At 37.1% G+C, this 5,125-nt stretch carries 7 protein-coding genes; 6 read left to right on the top strand and 1 reads right to left on the bottom strand.

Annotated features, from left to right (window positions below):
* Positions 1-365 precede the first annotated feature (365 nt).
* On the bottom strand, positions 366-605 hold the full coding sequence (locus tag ACFO6W_RS26135) for a hypothetical protein (RefSeq protein WP_380002081.1): 240 nt from the start codon (positions 603-605) through the stop codon (positions 366-368).
* Positions 606-816: 211 nt separating this feature from the next.
* Between ACFO6W_RS26135 and ACFO6W_RS26140 the strand changes: the two genes are divergently transcribed.
* The 6 genes from ACFO6W_RS26140 to ACFO6W_RS26165 all read left to right on the top strand — a co-directional run bounded on the left by ACFO6W_RS26140 (position 817) and on the right by ACFO6W_RS26165 (position 5,004).
* Positions 817-1,986, top strand: coding sequence for a Clp protease ClpP (locus tag ACFO6W_RS26140; protein WP_380002083.1), 1,170 nt, complete (start codon positions 817-819; stop codon positions 1,984-1,986).
* Positions 1,987-2,008: 22 nt separating this feature from the next.
* Complete coding sequence (locus ACFO6W_RS26145) at positions 2,009-2,881, top strand: hypothetical protein (protein ID WP_380002085.1); 873 nt, start codon at positions 2,009-2,011, stop codon at positions 2,879-2,881.
* A 12-nt stretch (positions 2,882-2,893) separates the two neighbouring features.
* A complete protein-coding gene (locus tag ACFO6W_RS26150) occupies positions 2,894-3,163 on the top strand; it encodes a hypothetical protein (protein WP_380002087.1) in 270 nt (89 codons plus the stop codon).
* Positions 3,156-3,749 (top strand): hypothetical protein, encoded by a 594-nt coding sequence (locus ACFO6W_RS26155; RefSeq protein ID WP_380002089.1) that lies wholly within the window; start codon positions 3,156-3,158, stop codon positions 3,747-3,749. Before ACFO6W_RS26150 ends, ACFO6W_RS26155 begins: the two co-directional genes overlap by 8 nt.
* Positions 3,750-3,975: 226 nt before the next feature.
* The gene (locus ACFO6W_RS26160) at positions 3,976-4,290 is read left to right on the top strand and encodes a helix-turn-helix domain-containing protein (RefSeq protein ID WP_380002091.1); all 315 of its coding nucleotides are present in this window, start codon (positions 3,976-3,978) and stop codon (positions 4,288-4,290) included.
* A 138-nt stretch (positions 4,291-4,428) separates the two neighbouring features.
* Positions 4,429-5,004 carry a JAB domain-containing protein gene (locus ACFO6W_RS26165; RefSeq protein WP_380002092.1) on the top strand — a complete coding sequence of 192 codons (576 nt, stop codon included), beginning with the start codon at positions 4,429-4,431 and terminating at the stop codon, positions 5,002-5,004.
* Positions 5,005-5,125 lie beyond the last annotated feature (121 nt).

Here is a 5,125-nt window from a genome sequence, read left to right on the forward strand (position 1 = left end):
CCTTTTGTCTAAAGGGATTGAGAGAGATGCACCCCCGAACGCGCCGCAAAACGAAAACTATTTTTCTTATATTTTACTTATATCGTAGGTGAATTTTTTTTGAGGCTTTAAATGAGGTTTAAAGGGGTTTTAAATACTTTTTCTATTGCAGTGTAATATTCTAAATATCGTTTACGTAAAGCATTACGTAAAGTTTAGGTTAACTAAATTAAAGTGTCAAAATGATTTCACGGGAACGATGTTTAAATGTTAAAATATTACGCAGGCGAACAGGAAGGCGAACAACAGACGAACAAAAATTAAATATCAAAATGCTATTTAAAATATAACAGGGGAATAAACAGCGGAACAACGGCGGAACAAAATTATTTTATCAAATTGTCAGTTTTATAGGGTATTCCATCAATAAAAATAAATTCTATTTCTGAAAGTTTTATAATAGTGCTTTCGGAGGTTATAAAACAATTTATTTGCTCTGTCTCAAAAATAATCCACTTCTTTTGTATTGGAGGTTGCCACCTCCAGTATTTTTTATAGTAAGTAGCGTTTTTCCTTTCTCCGTTGTATAACACTATGTTATATTGCTGTTTATCTTTTAATTCCATGATAAAATAAAAAAAGGGTATTTCTAAAAATACCCTAAAGCCTCTCACATATCCCGAAAGATTTTGCAATGGCCGGTGGCTCTACAAAGGTAGTAAAAAAAGTTTAAAGTTTGTAAGGCTTACAAACTTTATTATAAGCTATATCAATATATTTCATTAAAATATCAAGCCTTACAAACTTTGTCATAGAATTTAAACAAAATTTTATTTTATGGCAAAAAATTCATTCAGAGTCAGTGCATTGAAACAAGGCGGGAAAGCATTGATAAGGATAACGGGAACTATCGAAGAGTCAAGTTCCGCATTATTCCAATCACAAATTGACAGCCTTATAGAAGATGGTATAAACGATGTACATCTTTACATCAATAGTGAGGGCGGTTCGTGCTTTGCCGCCGCTGAAATTGTAAATATCATTCAATCGAATTTTAGCGGACGTATTACAGGCGAGGGCGGCGCGTTGGTTGCAAGTGCCTCAACATTCATCGCATTACATTGCAGTACGTTTGTGATGCCTGAAAACGGTATGTTTATGATACACAAACCATCGGGAACTAAAGAGGGCAATGCAAGAGATTTGGAATCATTTACAAAATTGCTGCGTGATATTGAAAATCAATATTATAACGTATATAAAAATAGAGTAGTAGATGTTTCGATTTTAGACGAACAATGGAACGCGGGCGACTGGTGGATGACAGCACAGGAAGCCAAAGAAAACGGCTTTATCACGGAAGTTAAAGAGCAAATAACTATTGACAGCAAAACGGCAGCTTTGATTTCGGCGTGTGGTTGTCCCCGTTCAAAATTTCCACAAGGAAAAAGTAATCAAAAAGCAAATGAAAATACAGGCGATGAACTTACACAAATCGCTGAGGCTTTGGATTTACCTACTGATGCAACCCTAAAACAAATATTAGAAGCTATTGCCGTACTTAAAGGAGAGGAGACGCCGGAAAAAGCAGTTGAGACGGCTATTAAGGTCGGTGCAATAGAGGCTTATGAAAAAAGCGAATTCCTGATAATAGCCAAAAACAACCCTAAAACCTTGATAGGGCTTATACGTAAAAGAAAAGAGCAAACAAAATCACAATTGAATGCGAAAATAGATAAAACGTTAAATACGGCAATCCTCGAAAAACGATTTGTAGCAACGGCAAAAGGTGCATGGAAAGTATTATTTGACCTTGATTTTGATGCGGCAAACGCGGTATTACAGCATATTGAGCCATTGCAAAAGATAGATTTCAAACAACCGCATACAAGCGGCGGGAATCGTGCCGGCTGGACGCTGGACGATTACCGAAAAAAAGACCCGAAAGCATTGCTAAAAGACCCGGAACTATACGACCGATTATTAGAAAAAGAACAAATTAAATAATTATAAATCAAAGAATTTAAGTATGTCAGGACTAAAGAAAGAAGTTTGGATTAACCAACTGAAAGAAAGATTTTACCCGGATAGTTCGTTTCTCAATTATGTAAAAGATTTCAGCGCATTGGTAGATAATGATGCATTGAATTTAGCAGAGGCGGGAATCGACCCTAATGTATTGATAAATAATACAACTTACCCAATTGCGGTTGTAAAACGCGAGGACACACCTATACGCATCGAATTGGATTTGTTTGAAACAGAAAATTCCCTTGTCCGTAGACCGGAAGCTATTGAATACGCATACAACCAATTAGAGAGCGTAATAATGGGTCATCGCAACGTATTAAAAGCCACCACAGGAGCAAAAGCCGCACATGCTTACGCTCCTGATGAGAACACGGTCGATACGCCGGTAATACAAACAACAGGCGAGGCATATAAAGGGCGAAAGCGTATGTCATTTGAAGATATTTTGTATCTGAAAGAATATTTTGATAATGCAAATATACCATTAGAGAATCGTTTTCTTGTATTGAACCCCGCACATCTTACAGACTTGATATCGTTTGATATTAAGGCGTTCAAATCAATTACGGATTTTGTAAACGGACAGCCGAACCGCTTCGCTGGCTTTGGTATGCTTCAATTCTCAAAAACGGCTTATTATGACAGCGATTTGAAGAAAAAGGCTTTTGCATCCGTACCGATGGATGGTGACGGGTTTTGTTCGTTTGCGTTCCAAGGCGATGAGGTAATGAAAGCGGACGGCGATATACATATGTACGCAACGATGGACGACCCGAAAGAACGGGCGGCAATAGTGGGCTTTGATAAACGTTTTGTTGCCTTGCCTATCCGCAATAAGGGTATAGGGGCAATAGTGAGTACAAACGCTTAAAATCACATCCATATGGCTTACAATAAAGAGTATTTATTGTTGAAAATAATAGAAATACAAAATGTAGTTTTGGAAGAAAAGAAAAAGGGGTGGCGGAATCAAAAACAAATATATGAAGAACTTATCGCCCCGAAATATTTTATATCTAAATCGACTTTTGATAAGTATCTGGGCCGGAATGCAAAAAAAGAATTGGCGGAGTTAAAAGAACGTAACAGGCTGAAAGATATTGCAGCCGGGGAACGCGAAAAGGTTATTGACAGAGGGGGGTGTTATGTCTAAAAAAAACAAAGTACCCCGGTTTAAGGATATCGCGCAAAAATTAGAACGGGCACGGCCAGTAATAGCAGGGGTCGAGGGTGTTAATCATTTTAAACATAGCTTTGTGAATAATGGTTTTACCGATACTTCCCTTACTCCATGGCCTAACAAAGTCAGCCCTTTGGGTGGAAAAAGGATTTTGCAAGGTAGGACCAATTCTATGAACCTGATGCAAAGTATTCGTGTAATGGAAAGAAGCTTAGATCATTGCGTGGTAGGTACTGATATTCCATATGCCGGATTTCATAATGAGGGGGCAATTATCCGGGTGAGTATGAAAATGAAAAAATGGTGGTGGTATCAATATTATTTGCTTGCTCCTAGGGTTATGAAAAATAAAAACGGAACAATAAGCAAAGGCCGGAATAATGCCAGGGCTAACGCTAAAGCTCAATTTTGTAAAACAATGGCTTTAAAGAAAGTGGGCTCGGTGATTAGAATACCTAAGAGACAGTTTATAGGCGTCAGCGAAACTCTAAATAATAAAATGGTATGGGTTTATTACGATTATTTAAATGAATTGATAGCGAAGGCAAATATAAAGTAACTCCAATGTGCTAAAAAATAAAAGGGCGGGTGAGTTAACCCGTCCTTTTTCTTTGGCAGATTCTTGGCGTTTCCCCCGCGAACCGTAGATATGCCATAGCAGAGCCTTAGGCGGTTATCTGAATGCAAAGATATAGAAATAATCGGCTGATTATCAAATAAAATTGTAAGGTTTATAATAAAAAGGCGCGTTTGTTGTGTCTTATAATACCAAATTAAACAAGTATATGAAAGAAAAAAAAATAACGTTAGAGCAAATTGATTACAATCTACTAAAGAAAAAGGCTTACGACCTTGTAGTTATACAAGGCAGACCACAAAAGGAAGCCGCTAATATCCTTAACCTTTCGGAGAAAACATTGTCCGTATGGTCTAAATCAGGGAATTGGCAGGAGTTAAAAGCAGATAACGAAATAGTGAATTTTCGCAAATTTCTTAGTGATAAGATTTTTGACCTGATGGCAGATATTGCCCTTATTGATGATAAGGAGTTGAGAACCCGCATTGCTAACAAACTAACCGGAAAAGGGGGTGTATTATAAGTATATTGAAAAAATATATCCTCAAAAACTTGCATATCCAAAACTAAATACCTTACTTTGCTTTCGACTATTACATATTAATCTTGGGCAAAAGAAATCAACCGATTTTATTTTAACAAGATATAAGGGAACGCCCCTATGGTGGTTAGAACGAAAGAACTAACAACTTATTCGCCCTGCGTATATGTGATAGTCACACCTACGGGGGCGTTCTTATTTTATCGCAATTCTTATAAAATGACTATCAATAAGAATTCAACAAAGGCTTACAAACTGCCTAAAATCAAAGTTTCGTACAACGCCGACCCATCGGACAAAATGAAAACAATAATCAATATGGAAGACGCCGCAAAAACATTCTTACCGGTATTCAACGGGTTTATGAGGCATCACGAGGAAGTATGGGTTATGTACCTGAACCACGGACTAAAGATTATAGGCGTATCGCAGATAAGTAAGGGGGGCTATTCCGGGACGGTTATAGATATCCGTATAATCATCCAAATAGCGTTACAGTGCAACGCATCGGGTATTATAATGGCGCATAACCATCCGTCGGGTAACCTGAAAGAAAGTAGCGATGATATAGAGTCTATGAACTCCCTGAAGACAGCTTGCGGCTATTTAAATATAAATCTAGTGGATAACCTGATACTTACCGACATGGGCTATAATAGTATGATGTTAGACAAGATAAAGTTTTGGATAAGTTGAACAACAGGGCTTAATCTTTTTAACATATTTATAAAAGAGCATTGTGTTATCACAATGCTCTTTTATATTTCAAATATACTATTTTAATTAATATATTGCTGTCTTTTTGCTATATGTTTAA

Source organism: Dysgonomonas termitidis, from assembly GCF_042654545.1.
Lineage (GTDB): Bacteria > Bacteroidota > Bacteroidia > Bacteroidales > Dysgonomonadaceae > Dysgonomonas > Dysgonomonas termitidis.